Origin of the sequence: Ruminiclostridium papyrosolvens C7 (assembly GCF_000421965.1) — a bacterium.
GTDB lineage: Bacteria > Bacillota > Clostridia > Acetivibrionales > DSM-1351 > Ruminiclostridium > Ruminiclostridium papyrosolvens_A.
Map to the genome: position 1 here is coordinate 50567 of NZ_ATAY01000063.1, position 17663 is coordinate 68229.

General features: G+C 37.6%; 19 protein-coding genes. 3 read left to right on the forward strand and 16 right to left on the reverse strand.

What is annotated here, in order from left to right; translation table 11 throughout:
• Positions 1–9: 9 nt before the first annotated feature.
• The 8 genes from L323_RS33415 to L323_RS33450 form a co-directional block, all read right to left on the reverse strand.
• Positions 10–780: a glycerophosphodiester phosphodiesterase family protein gene (locus L323_RS33415; RefSeq protein ID WP_020816016.1), complete on the reverse strand. Its 771-nt coding sequence runs from the start codon at positions 778–780 to the stop codon at positions 10–12.
• 30 nt (positions 781–810) lie between these two features.
• On the reverse strand, positions 811–2481 hold the full coding sequence (locus tag L323_RS33420) for a ribulokinase (protein ID WP_020816017.1): 1671 nt from the start codon (positions 2479–2481) through the stop codon (positions 811–813).
• Between the two features lie 29 nt (positions 2482–2510).
• Positions 2511–3587, reverse strand: a complete 1077-nt coding sequence (locus tag L323_RS33425) for an erythritol/L-threitol dehydrogenase (protein ID WP_020816018.1) — start codon at positions 3585–3587, stop codon at positions 2511–2513.
• 47 nt (positions 3588–3634) lie between these two features.
• Positions 3635–4522, reverse strand: coding sequence for a sugar phosphate isomerase/epimerase family protein (locus L323_RS33430; protein WP_020816019.1), 888 nt, complete (start codon positions 4520–4522; stop codon positions 3635–3637).
• Positions 4523–4547: 25 nt separating this feature from the next.
• Positions 4548–5423, reverse strand: a complete 876-nt coding sequence (locus L323_RS33435; RefSeq protein WP_020816020.1) for a sugar phosphate isomerase/epimerase family protein — start codon at positions 5421–5423, stop codon at positions 4548–4550.
• An 81-nt stretch (positions 5424–5504) separates the two neighbouring features.
• Complete coding sequence (locus tag L323_RS33440; protein WP_020816021.1) at positions 5505–6932, reverse strand: ABC transporter substrate-binding protein; 1428 nt, start codon at positions 6930–6932, stop codon at positions 5505–5507.
• Between the two features lie 72 nt (positions 6933–7004).
• A complete protein-coding gene (locus L323_RS33445; RefSeq protein ID WP_020816022.1) occupies positions 7005–7841 on the reverse strand; it encodes a carbohydrate ABC transporter permease in 837 nt (278 codons plus the stop codon).
• Positions 7838–8782, reverse strand: coding sequence for a carbohydrate ABC transporter permease (locus L323_RS33450; RefSeq protein ID WP_020816023.1), 945 nt, complete (start codon positions 8780–8782; stop codon positions 7838–7840). Before L323_RS33450 ends, L323_RS33445 begins: the two co-directional genes overlap by 4 nt.
• Positions 8783–9364: 582 nt before the next feature.
• Between L323_RS33450 and L323_RS33455 the strand changes: the two genes are divergently transcribed.
• Both L323_RS33455 and L323_RS33460 read left to right on the forward strand, forming a co-directional pair.
• Positions 9365–10393, forward strand: coding sequence for a LacI family DNA-binding transcriptional regulator (locus tag L323_RS33455; protein ID WP_020816024.1), 1029 nt, complete (start codon positions 9365–9367; stop codon positions 10391–10393).
• A gap of 66 nt (positions 10394–10459) precedes the next feature.
• A complete protein-coding gene (locus L323_RS33460; RefSeq protein WP_020816025.1) occupies positions 10460–11827 on the forward strand; it encodes an FAD-dependent oxidoreductase in 1368 nt (455 codons plus the stop codon).
• 99 nt (positions 11828–11926) lie between these two features.
• Here the strand turns inward: L323_RS33460 and L323_RS33465 are convergent, their stop codons facing one another.
• The 8 genes from L323_RS33465 to L323_RS33500 all read right to left on the reverse strand — a co-directional run bounded on the left by L323_RS33465 (position 11927) and on the right by L323_RS33500 (position 16564).
• The gene (locus L323_RS33465; RefSeq protein WP_020816026.1) at positions 11927–12766 is read right to left on the reverse strand and encodes an AraC family transcriptional regulator; all 840 of its coding nucleotides are present in this window, start codon (positions 12764–12766) and stop codon (positions 11927–11929) included.
• Positions 12767–12833: 67 nt separating this feature from the next.
• Entirely contained in the window at positions 12834–13232 is a 399-nt protein-coding gene (locus L323_RS33470) for an arsenate reductase ArsC (RefSeq protein ID WP_020816027.1), read from the reverse strand.
• Position 13233: 1 nt separating this feature from the next.
• On the reverse strand, positions 13234–13536 hold the full coding sequence (locus tag L323_RS33475; protein WP_020816028.1) for a thioredoxin family protein: 303 nt from the start codon (positions 13534–13536) through the stop codon (positions 13234–13236).
• A 26-nt stretch (positions 13537–13562) separates the two neighbouring features.
• Entirely contained in the window at positions 13563–14576 is a 1014-nt protein-coding gene (locus L323_RS33480; protein ID WP_020816029.1) for a permease, read from the reverse strand.
• Positions 14577–14637: 61 nt separating this feature from the next.
• Entirely contained in the window at positions 14638–14934 is a 297-nt protein-coding gene (locus L323_RS33485; RefSeq protein ID WP_020816030.1) for an ArsR/SmtB family transcription factor, read from the reverse strand.
• A 77-nt stretch (positions 14935–15011) separates the two neighbouring features.
• Entirely contained in the window at positions 15012–15701 is a 690-nt protein-coding gene (locus L323_RS33490) for a hypothetical protein (RefSeq protein WP_020816031.1), read from the reverse strand.
• A 159-nt stretch (positions 15702–15860) separates the two neighbouring features.
• On the reverse strand, positions 15861–16274 hold the full coding sequence (locus L323_RS33495) for a PH domain-containing protein (RefSeq protein ID WP_020816032.1): 414 nt from the start codon (positions 16272–16274) through the stop codon (positions 15861–15863).
• An 89-nt stretch (positions 16275–16363) separates the two neighbouring features.
• Entirely contained in the window at positions 16364–16564 is a 201-nt protein-coding gene (locus L323_RS33500; RefSeq protein ID WP_020816033.1) for a hypothetical protein, read from the reverse strand.
• Between the two features lie 549 nt (positions 16565–17113).
• On the opposite strand from L323_RS33500, the gene L323_RS33505 reads away from it, so the two are divergent.
• A complete protein-coding gene (locus L323_RS33505; RefSeq protein ID WP_020816034.1) occupies positions 17114–17512 on the forward strand; it encodes a helix-turn-helix domain-containing protein in 399 nt (132 codons plus the stop codon).
• Positions 17513–17663: the final 151 nt, after the last annotated feature.

The following is a 17663-nucleotide window of genomic DNA, read 5'->3' on the forward strand; positions in this document are numbered from 1 at the left end:
TTTTAGCATTTAGCTGTGCAGTCCTTTCGCTTTCAATATTTTAAGTGCGGGAATCGGGTTGTTGCAGGTCATGAGCCTTGCACCGCAGCGTATGGATTCATAAACCAGTTCTTCAGTGTCGGGGCAATATGACCATGGTAATATTCCAAGGTTTTCAAACTCCTGAACACGCTCGGGAGTTATTGTTTTCATGTCTATACCTACTGCAAATAATTTAGAGTAAGTACCGATTTCTCCATCAACGAAATTCTCCATTTTTTCCTTAGGAAAACCCTGTACCTTCACACCATAGGAGTCATACATATAGGCTGCAATGAAAGCGTCAAAGCAGGTAAAAACACAGCGATGCATTAAGCCGTATTCCTTTATAATTTCCATAGCAAGATCTACTGTTTCATATGTCTTTTCCTTAATTTCTGCATTTAAAAGAATATTCTTATAGGGTTGAACCAGCTCACAGAATTCACGCAGTGTGGGTACTTTTAAGCCTTCAAATACTTTTCCGAATTTCCCCCCCGCGTCCAATTCCTTAATTTGTTTCAGCGTCATATCATGAATATAACCCTTTCCGTTTGTAGTACGGTCCACGGTTCTGTCATGCATTATGACAACAACTTTGTCTTTAGTCAGATTCATATCAAATTCAATCATATCAACATTCATATCCAGAGCTTTTTGAAAGCTAAGCAGAGTATTTTCAGGATAAAACGCATCAACTCCTCTGTGCCCGGCAACTAATATGCTCTCTTTATTCAACAACCTGTCTATGATTTTCCGCATATTCCAAAAGACTTCCTTTCAAAATTGCATTTAATAAGATATAGCTTTTTTAATATTTTTTAAACGCTTTATTACACTGTCATTATCTTTTCCGAAATAATCGTGAAGCTTAGAATACTCCTGATATAGCAATTCATATATTTTGCTGTTTTCCGGGTCAGGCAGATATGTATTTTTTATTCCGCCGCCCATAGCATTTCCGGCTTGTTCAATGGTGTCGTATCCTCCATTTGCACTTCCCGCGGCAACAGCTCCAAACATTGCAGCACCCATTGCGGTTGTCTGCTTTGATGCCGTTACATGAACAGGCATTTGTATGATATCTGCAAAGGTTTGCATAACAAAGGGACTTTTTTCAGCTATACCGCCCGTTGCAAACAGTTTTTCTATTGTAACCCCATATTTTTTAAAGGTGTCTATAATCATACGTTTTCCATATCCTACAGCTTCCACCAATGCCTTATACATTTCAGGAGAAGTAGTAGTTGTCGTCATCCCGAACATTACACCTGTCAAATCCACGTCAACCAGAACAGAACGGTTTCCGTTCCACCAATCCAACGCAAGCAATCCGCTGCTTCCCGGCTTTATCTGTGAGGCAAGCTCGTCCAGATATGCAGTAACATGCATTCCTTTTTCCTTTGCTTGTGCTGAAATTTCTTCCGATACACAATTTTTTGTAAACCATGCAAAATGGTCGCCCATACATGATTGTCCGGCTTCGTAGCCAAAATATCCCGGCAAAATTCCGTCTTCACAAATTCCGCACATTCCCGGCACCTTAATATTTTGTCTGCTTGCCATCATATCACAGCCTGATGTTCCGATAACCATCAGCATTATATCAGGGCCTGTAATACCGGCACCCGGTACGGCAGCATGTGCATCCCCGCAACCTACCGCCACAGGAGTTCCCACCGGAAGACCTGTCCATTCGGAACTGCTTTCGGTAATACAACCTGCTTTACTTCCCACAGGATATATAGTTCTCGACATTTTTGTGTCAATTACATGTTCAAGCCTTGGGTCAAGTGCTTTAAAGAAATCATTGGAGGGATATCCTGTCTTTTTTTGCCAGATTGCCTTATATCCAGCCGTGCAGCTGTTTCTCTTCTCTTCCCCGGTAAGCATCAACGTAATCCAGTCAGATAGCTCCATGAACCTGTCGGCTGCCTCATATATTTCAGGTGCTTCATTAAGAATCTGCCATATCTTAGGGAACATCCATTCAGAAGATATCTTCCCCCCGTAAAATCCAAGGAATTCTTCTCCTCGTTGTTCAGCAATCTCATTAAGTCTATTCGCTTCATCCTGTGCTGCATGGTGCTTCCACAGCTTTACATATGCATGGGGATTATTTTTGAATTTTTCCAGCATACACAGGGGAGTACCGTCCTTCAAAGTCGGAAGCATTGTACATTCAGTAAAGTCGGTACCTACGCCGATAACTTGTGAAGGGTCGATGCCGGACTCCTTGAATACATTTAACAATGTAGTGCTTGCACATTCTAAATAATCAGGAGGATATTGCAGCGCCCAATCTGCTTCCAGCTTTGTAGTTCCGTTTGGAAGTTTTCTTTCCATAACTCCATGTGGATAATCCATGGAAGAAGCAGCTTTAATTGTTCCGTCTGATACATCAACCAAAATTGACCTGGCACTCAATGTCCCAAAATCAATACCAACCACATACTTTGACATCTGTTTATTATTCCTCGCTTCCATTTTGTTTAGAAAGTGATACAAACCTTGAAATCGCCATATTTTCCTGTTGCATATTCAAATGCCTTTTCCCATTCCTCAATTGGGAAACAGTTTGTAATAAGACCGTCTGTTTTAAGTTTTCCGTTGCTGATATTTTCAATTACAAACGGGTAGCAGTACGGACTAAGATGTGAACCCAGAAGGTCAAGTTCCTTACTGTCTCCGATAATTGACCAGTCAACAGTCGTCTCCTGACCAAATACACTGAATTCTACAAACCGGCCTAACTTACGTACCATTGAAAGTCCCTGCTTAACGCTGGACGGATGTCCTGTAGCTTCAATATAAATATCACAGCCATATCCTTCGGTTAGCTTCAGAACCTCAGCTACTACATCCTGATTTTGAGGATTAAAGACCAAATCAGCACCAAATTCTTTAGCTTTGTCCAATCTGGATTGAACCATGTCCAATACAATCAGCAATTTGGGATTTTTCATTCTTGCATAGGTAATCATTCCAAGTCCCAGAGTTCCTGCTCCCGATATAACCACTACATCGTCGCAGCCAATTTGCGCACGGTCAACACAGTGCTTTGAGCATGCATAAGGTTCAATCAACATGGCTTTGTCAAGAGGCATGTCTTGGGGAACTTTATGGACAACTGAAGTCTTCGGATAACGGACATATTCCGCCATACCACCATTATTTTCACTCTGGAAGCCAAATATATTGTGAGGTTGGCACATCCAATAATGTCCATCCTTGCAGAATCTACACTCTCCGCATGGAACAATCTGATCTGCTGTAACTCTATCACCGATTTCAAAACCCTTTACATTTTCTCCCAGTGCCACAATTTTACCTAAAAATTCATGGCCCGGAATAAACGGAGGCTTTACCCATGAAGGTTGGCTTTCATCACCCCAGAATTTAGGAGCACCGTGCTGGCACTTTAAGTCTCCTGCGCAAACGCCGCATCCTTCTGTTTTAATAATTATATCGTCAGGTCCACATTCCGGCGTAGGGTATGCGGTTTCAAATCGGTAATCACCAAGCCCGTAGGCTACTAGAGCTTTCATAGTCTTTGGATAGTTAGACATAAATATCTTCCTTTCTTAATTATAATATTTATTTTAAATGTGAATTCTCATAAGCTATGGTAAAGAGATACGCAGTACTGACCAACACCGTATGCATATTTGGCTGCAATATCTTTCATACTTTCAGGCATATTTTTTGTAAAGCCGTAAACTTCATATGTGAAGTCGCCTGTATAATTTGTAGCTTTTAATGCTTTAAGGGCTTTTTCCCAACCTACCGTACCCATAAAAGGAAGGAAGTGCAAGTCGCTGATGCCTGTGTTGTCGTTTACATGAAGTGCAACTATCCGGCTGCCAAGTGTTTTGATTGAATTGGCCTCATCGTAATACAGACGGTTTCCATGTCCGAAATCCCAGCAAACGCCTATACGGGAATCCTTGTAGGAATCCACCAGCATACATAGTTCTTCGGCTCTTGCAGAAAATTTTCTTCTCTGGGGGTACTCGATCATATTTTCATAAGCTATGCTTACTCTATTTTTCAATGCAAGCTCAATAATTGAATCATAAAACTCATGATTGTACCGTACACTTGCTTCATCGTCGAATTCTTTTTGAATACATTGTGTAAAAGGATGAACTACCAGCCACTTTACCCCAAGCATACTGCTGATTAACACGCTTCTGCGTGCGAATTTATAATAATCTTCTTTCTCCAAATCACTTTTCCAATCCGGCATGTATCCCGGATTGTAAGGTAAATGGGCTTGTGAAAAATCAATCCCTAATTTTTGACTTTCGTTAATAATTTCATCGGCGTAGCTTTGCCAGTCATCTTCGCTTAATTCAGTTCTTGTGAAAAAGAACTCTGTAAAGCTGAAGTCAAGCGTTGTAAAACCAGCCTCCCTGCATCGGCGTATTGATTCCAAATACGGTGTATGCAGTCCGCCGTCCCTGCGTTTTGAAAAAAGATTAGTAGAAGTTGCCAGACGCATGATTTTACTCCCCTTCTATCTGTTATCAGCACAATGAAAGTAGATAGTTTCCTACATCAACACTGAAACGTGCACTTGGAATTTTTAAGCCTTCCGGCATATAATTGTTTATTCTTATCTCATATACCAAATCGCCTTCATACCCGATTTTGGTAAGTGTCTTCATGACTTTTTCCCATGGGATTGTTCCAAGGAAAGGCAGAAGATGCAGGTCATCCTGACCGAAGTTATCATTAATGTGAAGGGCTTTTACACGACTTCCAAGCTTTTCTAAGGCAGGAATCTGATTTGTATAAACACGGTGTCCATGTCCTGTATCCCAGCAAACACCCACGGGCGCACCCTTATAGGAGTCAACCAGTTCAATCAGTTCTTCGGCCGTTGCACCGAAGCGACGTCTGTTATCCCTGTCACACATATTTTCAAAGGCAATCCCTACATTTTCTTTAGCGGCTTGTTCTACAACTTTGTCAAAATTCTCATGGTTTGCCGCAAGGTCTGCCTGTAAATTGTATTCAGCCTTATCAATCTCTGTTACAGGGTGCATTACAGCCCATTTTACTCCCAGAATACTGCTGACATGTATTGCACGACGGGTAAGTTCATCAAAGCGTTCTTTTTCTTCAGTGCTTTTGAAATATGCACCTTTAAAAGGACGATACGGCGGGTGTGACTGTGAAAATGTAATACCAAGCTTTTCTGCCTCATTGCGGATGTTTTCAGCATTTTTTATCCAGTCATCGCCGTTTAGTTCTGTCTGACGGTTCAACATGGCACACATGTTTAAGTCAAGAACACTAAATCCGGCCTCCTTACAACGATGCATAGATTCAATATATCCTGTGAAGTCCTTTGTTTCCCTGCATTCTCTAAATAGTGAAGTCATTGTAGCAACACGCATGTTTTATCTCTCCCTTCTCATACAATCGGTTAAAATAAATATTTTTCTCTGCCCTAAGGCAGAGAAAAATATTTAAGTGGATTATTGTCCGTTTGCATCCAAATAGTCTTTTAATGTCATATTTACTTTTTTATCAATATTTGAAATAGTAGTTGCTCTATCCTGAGAACCTTCACTCAGCTTTATAATTTCATTCTGTACGGTAGTATCAATATCTGTAAATGCAGGAACCCATGGCTCTAAGTAGTTAGGGTAATCCTTGGAGTTGTCGGCAATTGTCAGAATAATATTATACAGAGGATTTTTCTCTATGAATGTCTTTACTTCAGGTAAATCGTAAGCTTTTGAATTCATGGCATAGTAGCCTGTGTTCATAAACCAGTCCCCTGATACTTTTGGGGTTGCAAGATATTTCATAAAGTCCCATGCACCAAGACGTTTGTCGTCATTTCCCGCATCAAAAACATATAATGCAGATCCGCCAATACCTGTACCCTTTGTACTATTTGCATCAACACGAGGAAGTTCAGCCACACCAACATCAAATGTACCTGTATTCTGAATCTTTGAAACAATTGAAGCCATTGAAGAAGTACTTGCAGTCATCATTGCATACAAGCCAGACTGAAAACCTTCATTCGGACTAACTACACCGTAATCAACGCCGCCAGTAGCCAAGACCTTTTCCCATTCTGTCAGGAAGTGGTCAAGAGTTCCGTCTTTTGTCATTGCAAGAGTGGTAGGAGTACCCTTACGGCCGTCTGCGTTGTCAAACATATACTTTTCGCTGCCTTGCATAGGAATCCATGATCCCAGGAGGAAGAAACGAGTCTTTGTACCAAGGCCGAAAGTTTTGATTTTATCTCCACTCTTAACAGTCAGGGCCTTAACGTATGTAGCCAGTTCTTCCAAAGTTGTAGGTGCTTTATTTGGATCAAGTCCTGCTGCCTTAAACATATCTTTGTTATAGTACAGCATAACTGATGAGTTTGAGAACGGTAAACCAAGAACCTTTCCGTTATACATTGCATAGTGCAGTGCATTTGCATTAAGGTCATTTAAATTAATTCCGTTGGCATCAATATCAACAAAATTCTGAATAGGATAGATATACTTGCTTTCCTTTACATCAAATATACCCTTTGAGCTCATCTGCATAATGTCAGGAAGTTCGTTTGCAGCGTCAGCTTGTAATATAGCAGATAACTTTGTAGAAGCTTCATCGTATTCTCCCTGATATATAAGGTCTACGGTGATTCCTTTTTTAGTACCTTCTGATGAGTTGTACTCGTCAACCGTTTTCTTAAGCTGATCAGCAATGTTACCTTTCATTGAGTGCCAGAAAGTAACCTTGACCGGAGCTGAAGGCAGTATACTTCCTGTTGCTGCCTTAGTTGCAGTAGGTTCTGTCTTTGTGCTGTCAGTAGGTTCCGAAGACCCACAACCCACAAATATGGAAGCAGACATAACTACACTTACAAACAATGCTAAAATTCTTTTAAGTTTCATTTTCCTTTCCTCCTTTAAATTATTTATTAATATTTTCTTATTTGAAGCTATATATAAGAAATGTGTTACAATTTAACCCTTTACCGAACCGCTGGCGATACCGCGAACAATGTTTCGCTGACCGAATGCGAAGATAATTATTGTAGGAAGTAATATAATTGCAATTGCTGCAAAAATCGGAGCCTTAACACCAGAATCATCTGCTGCCAGCATTGTTATACCAACCTGTACCGTTCTCATTTCAGGCCTGTTGGTAACAAGCAGAGGCCACAGGTATGTGTTCCACACCGCAACAAAGGAATTTAACGAAAGAGCGGTAATGGTAGCTTTTGAAACCGGAATACATATCTCGAAAAAGAATTGCAGGTCTCCGCAGCCGTCAAGAAATGCCGCTTCACGGAGGGAGCTGGAAATTGTCTTGAAACTTTGCCGGAACATAAACACCTGAATCGCTGATACAAAATAGACTGCCATGATACCTACATATGAGTTAAGCAGACCCAGTTTGCTTATAGTAATGTAGTTCGGGATTAAAACTGCTTCCGTTGGTATCATCATTGTACCTATTATTATGAAAAACAGAACATTTTTGCCTTTGAAGTTGAAAAATGCAAAGGAATATGCCGCAAACATTGAAAGCAACAATCTTACCAGTGTAACCACCACTGCTATTAAGAGTGAATTCAGCATAAACCGCGGTACCAGTGAGTCAAACAGAACGTGCTTGAAATTATCAAAATAAGTAAAATCTTTTGGAAAAATTGTCGGCGGATAGCTGTCAAATGTAGCATCGTCTTTAAACCCGCACATAAAAGCATAAAAAAGAGGGAATGCAATCAGGATACCTAAAGCCAAAGAGAAAACCGATTCAACAATGCTTTTAGCCTTTATAATTTTATTGGGAATCAATCGTATACCACTCCTTTCTTTTCATACATGAAGTTGAACATCAGGAATATAAATGCAAGCAAGAAAGTTACAATACTGGCTGTAGAACCAAGTGCGTAATTGCCGCTTCTGAAACCGGTAGTATATACATAGTAAATCATTGTGGATGTAGAATTGACCGGGCCGCCCTTTGTAAGAATCATGGTTGGTGCATTCATCATTATTCCTGCAACCATTTGTGTACAAAAAACAAAGAAGATAGTTGGTGATGTAATGGGTATAACAATCTTGAAAACCTTTCTCCAGTAGCCGCAACCTTCAAGATTGGCTGATTCAATCAATTCATCAGGCACATTACGTACCGCAGCCAACAAGAGCATAAAGTTAAATCCGATATGAATCCATACCATAATTACAGATAAAGAAGGCAATGCCCAGACTTTATCATTAAGCCAGTCTATGTTGGTTTTGTTTTGCATTACACCGATAACTTCAAGAAAGTAATTGACCAAACCTATTTTACGGTGCAATAATTGCTGGAAAATATAACAGGAGGCAGATACTGATACCGCCATAGGCAATGCAAACAAGGTTTGATAAATATTTGAAAAAAGCTTTCTTTTGTTGGCAATCAATGCAAGAGTAAATGGTAAAATAACTGCAAGTGGTACATAAAGTAAGGTAAATTCAAGCGTTACCCCAATCGCATTCATAAACTCCTCACGACTAAAAATACCCAAATAGTTTTTTAAGCCGACAAATCTTACAATCTCACCCTGTTTGTTTACAGCAGATAAACTATATAACAGCGTTCGAATAAATGGATAATAGGAGAACGCTACCGCAAAAATAAGAATTGGTAATACAAATAAATAAGGTTTCTGGAACTCGACTATTTTTCTACCCAGAGTTTTTTTGCCCGCTATTTGTCCCCTGTCTTTTAGGGATTTTGAAGTGGACATAAATAAACACCTCCCATGTTGTAAAAATTCTTCTATATAACATCAGCTGTGTTCAGATTTTTTCAAAACAACAGACAATGATATCGAATAAATGTAAAATTTGGAACATTCCAAATTTAATTTAAAAATACATTTTCTCTCTTTCCTTCTAATTACTATGCATATTGTATAATTTTTTTAAAAATCAGCTGACTTTATTGAACAATTTGTATATATACTATGTATAACATTTTTATCTGGAACGTTCTAAATACTGTTTATTGTTTTTTGGAACGTTCCATCAATCTGATGTCTATATATTAGTTCATATGCTAATCGAAGTCAATACATTTTGCATAAATTTTTTGAAATATTTTTTTATTTTTTGTCGAATTATAACAATATTATTATTGGAATAATTTATTATTGAGTCAACAATATTGACATTATTTACTGCAGGTTATATAATTTTAATTGGAACGGTTTAATGAAGTTTATCTAAGCATTGTTAAATCAGCTAAGTAAATTTTAATATTGATAAAATATATTGTAAAGCCCTCGGAGTTTCCGAGCACAGACTTTCATATATAAGGAGGGATTTGAATGAAGGTTACAATTCTTGACGTTGCACGGGAAGCAAATGTTTCCAAAAGCACTGTTTCGCTTGTCCTTAATAATTCAAAGGCCGTTAAGCTTGAAACACAATATAAGGTGCGTGAGGCAATAAAGAAGCTAAATTATACACCAAATCTAGCTGCACGTGAACTAACCACCAGTCGCACACACACTCTGGGTATAGTTTTTTTAACATCCAATCATTTTAAAAAGGCCTATGCTTTTGATTCTGTGGCAGAAACACTTTTATATGACACCAGCAATGGAATATATACCGGCCTTAAAAATACGGATTATGCACTGCTTACAGAACGGTTCTCATCTGTCAGCAATCCCGATGCACTACCGTCATTGATTATGAACCGCAGAATTGACGGTGTGTTCCTCATAGGAGGTCTGTTTACGTCTGACCTCATTGAACATTTAAGGCAAATTAATCTTCCGACTGTAATTATCGGTCTGCAATACAACGGAACGGATTCCATCTTCTCCGAAATGGAACAGGTTGGTTACCTTGCGTGCAAGGAGCTTCTTGAAAAACACCATAAGAGAATTCTGTTTCTAAACGGTCCTGCTAACAGCAGTAATTCTCAAAAAAAACTTTCGGGAATGCAAAGAGCCTTTTCCGAATACAATGTAGATCCCAAAGGTCTATATGTAGTTAATTCAGGTTACACCGGTTTGGATGGTTATAAGTCATTAAAAGAAATTTGGGAATCCGGATTACGACCGGATGCTATTTTCGGAGCAAGCGACGGTATTACTTCCGGCGCCATGAGGTTTTTGTTTGATCAAAAGGTTAATATTCCGGAGGATTTGTCTCTTATCGGGTATGAAAGTTCTATCCTGTCTGAATATTCTCCTGTCAAGCTTACTGTTATTGATGCTCATAAGGAGAAAATGGGTGAAGAAGCATGTCGTGCACTCCTGAAAAGGATTGAAAAGCCGCGTTCAAATACCGTTTGGTTAGGAATTCCACCAACTTTGTCCCATGGTTCCTCTGTAATAGAACGTTAAATTTTACTTACAACATACGCTATAAAAATAATTATAATTCATTCAGAACAAGAGAGGAGATTTTTTATGAATATTCAACAGTTACAATGTGATGTTGCGGTTATCGGAGGTGGACCCGCCGGAATTGCTGCAGCACTGGCAGCCGCCAGAAACGGCGCCAGAGTTTTTCTTGCAGATCGCAACGAGTATCTTGGAGGTAACATGGCTTCAGGACTTCCTTTGCTCGGTTTTCTTGATAAAAATGGAAACCAGGTAACAGGCGGTATTGCACAAGAAATCGTAGATAAATTAACATTGCGTGGTGCGTGTCTGGGTCATAACCCGTGCCCACTGCATAATTCAGTTACAATCATTGACTCTGAAATGATGAAAGTTCTTGCCTTTGAGATGTGCAGAGAAGCTGGAATTCAGGTTTTACTACACTGCGAGGTTATTGATGTTAATGTTGAAAATGGCCGAATTGACAGGGTGTATCTCATGGGTAAAGGCACACGCTATGATATTGAAGCTTCCGTTTTTATAGATGCCACAGGCGACGGTGATGTTGCATATCTTTCAGGTGCTACATATGAAAAGGGTCAACAGGAAACAGGGATTTTACAACCCCCTTCCCTACTTTTCACTCTTAGCAATTTTAATGAAGAAAAGTTCTGGAGTTTCTTAGAAGAGCATCCTGAGGATTTGATTCCCGCTGAAAGCATGAATGTATCCAACGGATATGATGTACAATTTTTCAGAAGCCACCCGGGCTATGTATTCCTCGGTCTGCGAAACACATTGACACGAATGAGTGAACAAAACTTAAATCCATTTAAAAGAGATACTCTAATATATATTAAAACCCCACATCCGGGTCAGATTTGCATTAATGCCACACGTATTTTAAACTTTGACGGAACTGATCTCAAGGATTTAACCCGGGGCGGCGAAGAAGGTATGCAGCAAATCATAAATATAACTGAGTTTCTTAAAAAATATATACCGGGCTTTGAAGACTCTTATGTTTCCTACATTAACAGTTCCATAGGTATTCGTGAAACCCGCCGTTTTTTCGGCATTAAGAGACTTACTATAGACAATGTGACCAATGGTGTTATTCCTGAGGACAGCATTGCTCTTGGCTCCTACAAAGTAGACATTCATAACGGTCTGAATAGTTCTACCGACCTTATTGACCTTGAAGGGCCATATGGAATTCCTCTGGGCTGCCTAATCAGTAGTGATGTGAATAATCTGGTACTTAGCGGAAGATGTATTTCCATGGATGCACCTTCATTAGCCAGTGCCCGGGTAATGACTACCTGTATGGCAATTGGACAAGCTGCCGGAGTATGCGCTTCTCTTTCTACTAAAAAGAATATCCTCCCTTCTTCGGTTAACAGTGCGGAAGTAAGAGATATACTACTAGAAGAAAAAGCGATTCTTAGTATTTAAGAATACCTGCCGTCAATGTTCTTAAGCTTTGACGACTTTGTATTGACACAAAGACATTAAAAAACCACACCGGTTAGGTGTGGTTTCAGCTTTTAAGTATTATTTTTCCTTAACGGGAATCCATATTTCACTGACATAGTCATCACTCTTTGTGTCCCCTTCTGTGTAAAGCTCTATGTCATATCCGGGTATCAATTCATATTTTGATTGTGGAAGCCATTCGCTATAAATCCTTTTCCACATGCTTTGGATAGCATCCGGCATATGACCTACGCACTTGAATATTGCCCATGTGTAGGATGGTATGTCAATGGTTATAAAACCCTCCGGTTTCTGCTTTACACACTTTTCCTCACATCCTATACCATATACAAATTCATGACAACCGGGTTCACCGGGCAGACATATTCCAAACATACCACAAACCTGTTGGTGCAACCCTTCTGCACAATATTCTTGCCAGAACATCGGAATTCCGTTAGTTCTATTTTCCTCTGTGAACTTTCTTGTTTTAGTAACTACTCTGAATGAATCCTTTTTCTCAATTTTGTAATCCATAACACTACCGCCTTCCAAAACAATTTTCAGTGTGAGACGATTAAATGATTTGAGCTCTGTCCCGTGTTTTTTGGCCTGGGACGGCACTACTCCGTGAAACCGTTGGAATGCTTTTGTAAAGCTTTCGGGAGTATCATATCCGTACTTTAAAGCAACATCAATAACTTTTGAATTACTGTTTAATAAATCTTGGGCCGCCAGTGAGAGCCTTCTGTTTCTTACATATTCACTCACTGTCATTCCTGTCAGTAATGAAAATGTCCTCTGAAAATGAAAGCTTGAGTAAAAAGCACTTTGGGCAATATCATCACAAACTATATTTTCACTTAAATGTTCTTCGATATAGTCTATAGCGTAATTCAAAGTACGAACCCATTCCATTCAATCACCTCCTTTGCATTATCATTTTACAAAAAGCGGTAGTACAAATTCCTGTCATTTACTGCTTCTAATTGTCTAGTGACTTTTTGAGAGCCATAATTTTTTCTTCAATAATTTTAATCACTTTAATAAATTCTTCATCATTTTTGTCGGTTGGGTCTTCCAGACCCCAGTCCTCCCTGTGTTTGCACGGTAAAGACGGACACTGAACGTTACATCCCATTGTTATCACAATGTCAACGGTTGGTATATCTTGAAGAAGCTTTGATTTTTGTGTTTTCTCCATATCAATTCCATAAATCTGTTTCATCAGCCTGACCGCATCCTGATTAATTTGAGGCTTTGTTTCAGTGCCTGCGGAATAACTTTCAAATACATCTGACGCAAGCTGTTTGCCCAGTGCTTCCGCAATCTGACTACGGCAGGAATTATGAACACATATAAATGCTACTTTAACCTTTCCCATTTTACCGCTTCCTTACTTTTTCTAATATACTGATTACTTCCTCAGTTTTCAAGACTTTACCGTATGAAACGACTTTGCCGTCTACAACCAAGGCAGGAGTTGTCATTACACCATATGCAGCAATCTGTGCAAAATCCTTAACGTGCTCAATAGTAGTATCCATTCCCAGTTTTGACAATGCTTCTTTTGTAGCGGCTTCAAGTTGATTGCATTTTGCACATCCTGAACCAAGCACCTTTATATATGCATCACCATTAGCACCTGTTTCACTTAGTTCTTCCTTCTTCCTTTTAAACAATGACATAATAAAATCCTCCTGATAAGTTTATTTTATAGTAATAAATATTGAAATGCATTAAACAGATATCCAACAATAATAATACCTATTGTACAAATTGCAATAAACAATGCCAAAAGCTTTGGTTTTACAGCCTTACGCAGCATAATGACAGATGGTAAACTGAGTGTTGTTACCGCCATCATGAATGACAGAACAGTTCCCAAATTTGCTCCTTTGTACAGTAACGCTTCTGCAACAGGTATAGTACCAAAAATGTCTGCATACATAGGAACACCAATTAACGTAGCAAGTATAACACCAAACGGATTATTACTTCCCAGAATGGTTTCAATCCAGCTTTCGGGTATCCAGTTATGAATTACCGCACCGATTCCTACACCTATTAGGATATACGGAAATACTTTTTTAAAGGTGGCTACTACTTGGTCTTTTGCATAGGTAATACGTTCTTTTTTTGTTAAATCCGGTGACTCAATATCCACACCTGAGGCATTTAGTATAAAATCCTCTACATACTTTTCCATATTCATTTTTCCAATAACTGTGCCTCCGATAATTGCAATAATAAGACCTAATATAACATAGGCTGCAGCCACCTTTGCACCAAAAATGCTCATTAAGATTACCAGTGAACCAAGGTCTACCATAGGAGAAGAGATTAGAAATGAGAATGTTAATCCCAGTGGCAGTCCTGCACTGGTAAATCCGATAAAAAGCGGAATGGACGAACAGGAGCAAAAAGGCGTAACAGTTCCCAAAAGTGCCGCTATAGTATTTGCTCCGATTCCACGGAAACGGGTCAATATCTTCTTACTCCGTTCCGGCGGAAAATAGCTTTGAATATATGTAATAATAAAAATAAGAAGACATAGTAATATTGTAATTTTTATTATATCGTATATAAAAAACTGAATACTGCCACCAAGCTTTCCGGACATATCAAGGCCAAATAATGAAAGTAAATTGTGTATAAGTGTGTTAAGCCATTTCATTCCAAGCACCTGATTCTGCAAAAACAGGCCTATTCCTTTTAAAGCCTCCATACATATCTCCTTTTTATTAATATATCTATTTTTATCGATATATTAATTTTTAATAAAGCCATCACTCGATGGCCGTATATATTTCTGTAATTTTACCAAGCAGTTCTCTAGCATAGGCACTGCCTTCTTCGCTTATGGAATAGTGAGTCCATTTTCCTTCTTTTCTTGCATTTACAACACCTGAATCACATAATATTTTCATATGATGGGATAATGTGGACTGACCGATTTTTAAATCCTCCAACAGTTTGCAGGCGCATTTTTCACCTGTCTGAAGCAATTCCAGAATCATAAGGCGATTTTCATCACAAAATGCTTTAAAAACTCTTGCATTTTTTTCGTATTCACTAAGTATCACTTTACACCTCATATCTAAAATATTCGATATGATAATATTATATGAATCAAACCGAAATTTGTCAATGTATAAACCGCTTACCTTTTCCCTTCGTGTATTTCCTCCGTTTCATTATATATTATTATATCTGGCGAAATTAAGTTTCCATTCTGCCATGCTGACTTTTGTTCTTGGATGGAGAAATTAATATCCAAATCAACTTGCTTGTTGGGCGAAATAACATATTGGGTGGGTTTCTTCTTGGTATTAGTGACTGGTATAAATTGAGGATTTACAGCCATTTCATCCTTAACTACTGGTAATTTAATATAAAATTCTTTCTTATCACTGCTGTAATTTTTTAATCTTATTTTTCCGTTAAATAATATTTCTTCTCCGTGACTTGTAAAATTAATCCAGCTTGAATCTTTTATGTACTCTATGGACCGTAAACCATTTAAATTTGATCTAACGAATCCATAGGCTAAATCATATGTCGGTTGGTATATAATAGACCATACTATAAAAAACAGCACAACAAATTTACCGAAGTTTCTGTAAACATCTTCTTTAAATTGGATTATCCCCACAATCCCTAGTATTATTAATATTGCGGCTATAACACCTGGATAGTATAAACCTGAGTTTCCGTTAGACCACACCCTTACACCCATCTTTTTCAAAATAAAACCGCCCAGCAGAAAATTATGTCTATTTTCACAGAACAGTACTGACAACAATATTATCATTAAAAAAGATACTATACCCAGTATTTTTCTTTTATTCACTTTATCCCTCCGTTCCAATAATATGTAATATTTACTATAAATTGTAAGTCTAAAGTACAAAGAAATTTTCACTTTATTTAGGAGTAAAACGTATGAGAACTATTCAATTGTCAAGAAATGAAGTTAAAGAATTGCTGATACAAAAAGTTTTTGGTATATTTATTCTGCCTTAATTTGTTTAATTTGTTTAATTTGGTTATAAAGCTTCTTTGTACTTTCCACATCAGACTGATTAAATACAAGTATTTTATCATCGTAGTGTATTATTACAAATGCATTTACTTTAGAATATGAATATAGCTTGTAACTGCCAAACTTTTCATTTTTATATGTGCCCGAAGCCATTTTATAAGTTCCCATTCCAAACTGCCTTGCTCCAATATCTAAACTATCCACATACTCAATAGAAGTAATTTCATTTAAGGGAATAGTCGTTCCACTAACAAAAGTACCTTTGACACTAACAGAATTATTTGTAATTGAAACATTAACACTTCCAACAAATAATATTAATATTCCTGCAAGTATTAACGTTACGATTGTAATAAGAACTTTCATCGGGCCTGACTTCATAAAAAAACCTCCAAACAATTCCATAAAATATATCATTATTGTATATTTTATCAACATTTGTAATACAAGTAAACTCCGGAATGTGTATTCTATTTGTTTTGTTCTTGAAGGCAGCTAGCCTGGGAATCAAAGGTCAAAATATTCTGTCCTACAGATAACAGAAAATTTCCAAATACACTGCGCTGACAGTTGTCCAATTCTTCTGAGACAGCAATTGATATTACTGTAGCAAGTAAAGTAAGTTCGCTTGGGCTTAGTGAAAAAAATCCATTATTACATCCTTTATTCATATTTATTATCCTCTATAAAAATCAAATTCTATAAGTATAATATGTTTATTGTTAATCAATTGTTAAATGATTTAATAAAAAAAGACACCCATTAGTGAGTGTCAAAAGCAGGAGGTTTGTTAAAATGGAAGAGTGCAGAGTATAGAGTATATTTAGTGCCACCTATTTAAAACAAAACCTCTCTAATGAAAATCACATGTATGACCATCTATTTATTCTTTGGGTTTTTATCGCAGGCGGCATATTTAACTATCCTATTAGCATTAAAATCCTTAATTAAGGGCATATCTTTTCTTTCTATATCTTAAATTTACTCCTCCTGTTTTCACCTTTGCTGTCCTTCCATTTATCTAACACCAAGTACCTTTTTACGTTTATTGGTATTATATACGTGGTACATTTAGTACCAATCAAATTATAATATGAAATACCAGGCTAGTCAATATATTTACCAATATTTTGGAATGGTAGCTGCTTCATATGTAGTACAATAATTAATATTGCGTTCTTAAACCACCATATATATAATTATTCATTGAGGTGATTAGAATGTCTGTTCTTTCAGAGAGGGTTAAAAAATTACGAAGTGCTAAACGACAATCCCAAAACGAAGTAGGTAAAGCTTTAGGTAAAAGTAGGGAAACCGTTTCAAAATATGAACTGGGTGAAAGAGAACCTGATCCGGAAGCTATTGTACTTTTTGCAAAACACTTTAATGTTTCTGCAGATTATTTATTGGGAATAAATGAACAAACAGAAAACTTGGCAACAGACGAAAGAAAGCCATACAGCCCCGAATTATACTCCTTCGAAAAGTATCTTAAAAATGAAAAATTCATCCCATATTTACAACTTGCAGTCAGTATGATGGATTCCAATATAGAAATAAAACAATTTGAAAAGCTAATAAACAAAATTATTAATAAGACAAAAATAAACTTAATATAAAAGAAGTGTACCAACCTTGATTTAAATAATAAAGTGCTTTTTAAAGATAGTTTGTCGTATATGCCTTTTCAAAGCTGGTACACTTTGTACCATTAATTATATTACCGGTATTTTGTATAGTCAACCTTATTTTGTAATTATTTAAAATATA